Annotated in this window: 1 protein-coding gene; it reads left to right on the forward strand. The window is 44.5% G+C overall.

All coding sequences use genetic code 11. The features are described 5' to 3' along the window. Positions 1–168 precede the first annotated feature (168 nt). A partial coding sequence (locus M595_RS27955) for an efflux RND transporter periplasmic adaptor subunit (protein WP_023069913.1) occupies positions 169–930 on the forward strand: 762 nt, incomplete at its 3' end.

Below are 930 nucleotides of genomic sequence, written 5' to 3' on the forward strand. Positions count from 1 at the left end.
GACTCATTTTGGGTTAAACGTTGGTCTTTATTCTATAGTACGCAGATCTGTTCATTCAAACAAAAATCTATTGCGATCCTTGCAATTTTTTTAAACGTGCGTTTTAATTATATCAAACGACTGTCTTAATTTATTGAATTAGAGTTATGCCACTCAACGGTTAGACCCATGAGTAAAGATAAACTGCAAGATTCTCAATCTGCTCAACAGAACGGGAAAAGACCAATTCCATTGGAAACTTTACCTGAACCCTCAACCGATCACGATGATCTCATTGCGGTCGAGGCTGAGGTTGTTCCTTCTGGGCCGAAACGTTCCTCAAATCGTTGGTTACGGGTCGGAGCCGTTGGGATTTTACTTGCAGTTGGGTTGGGTGGAATCACCTTTTTTCGTCGTCAAACAGTTGTCCCTCAATCGAAATCACCCACTGTTGAACAGAATTTACCCACGATTTTACCTGTCGAAACCGTAACAGTAGAACGGGTTAGTTCCTATTCTATCTCTCAGAGTTATACCGGAATTGTAGAAGCCCAACGCACCAGTGAATTGAGTTTTGAGCAATCTGGGTTGCTGCTATCACTGGCTGCCAAAGAAGGAGATCAAGTGGCTCAAAATGCAGTCATAGGTCGATTAGATACCCGTCAACTCCAAGCTCAACGACAAGGGTTAATCGCCCAAAAACAGCAAGCGCAAGCAACGCTAACAGAATTGCAAAACGGACCAAGACAGGAAACCATTGCAGCAACACGAGCATTATTGACTCAGGAACAGGCAAGGCTACGAGAACTACAAGCCGGGCCACGAGTTGAAAATATTGATGCTGCTCGTTCGAGAGTACGGGACTTGGAAGAACAGCTAGAACTGGCTCGTTTACAAACCCAACGTCGTCGAGATCTCTACGCGGAAGGGGCAATTTCTCGTGAACAGTTC

The sequence above is a fragment of the Lyngbya aestuarii BL J genome, assembly GCF_000478195.2.
Lineage (GTDB): Bacteria > Cyanobacteriota > Cyanobacteriia > Cyanobacteriales > Microcoleaceae > Capilliphycus > Capilliphycus aestuarii.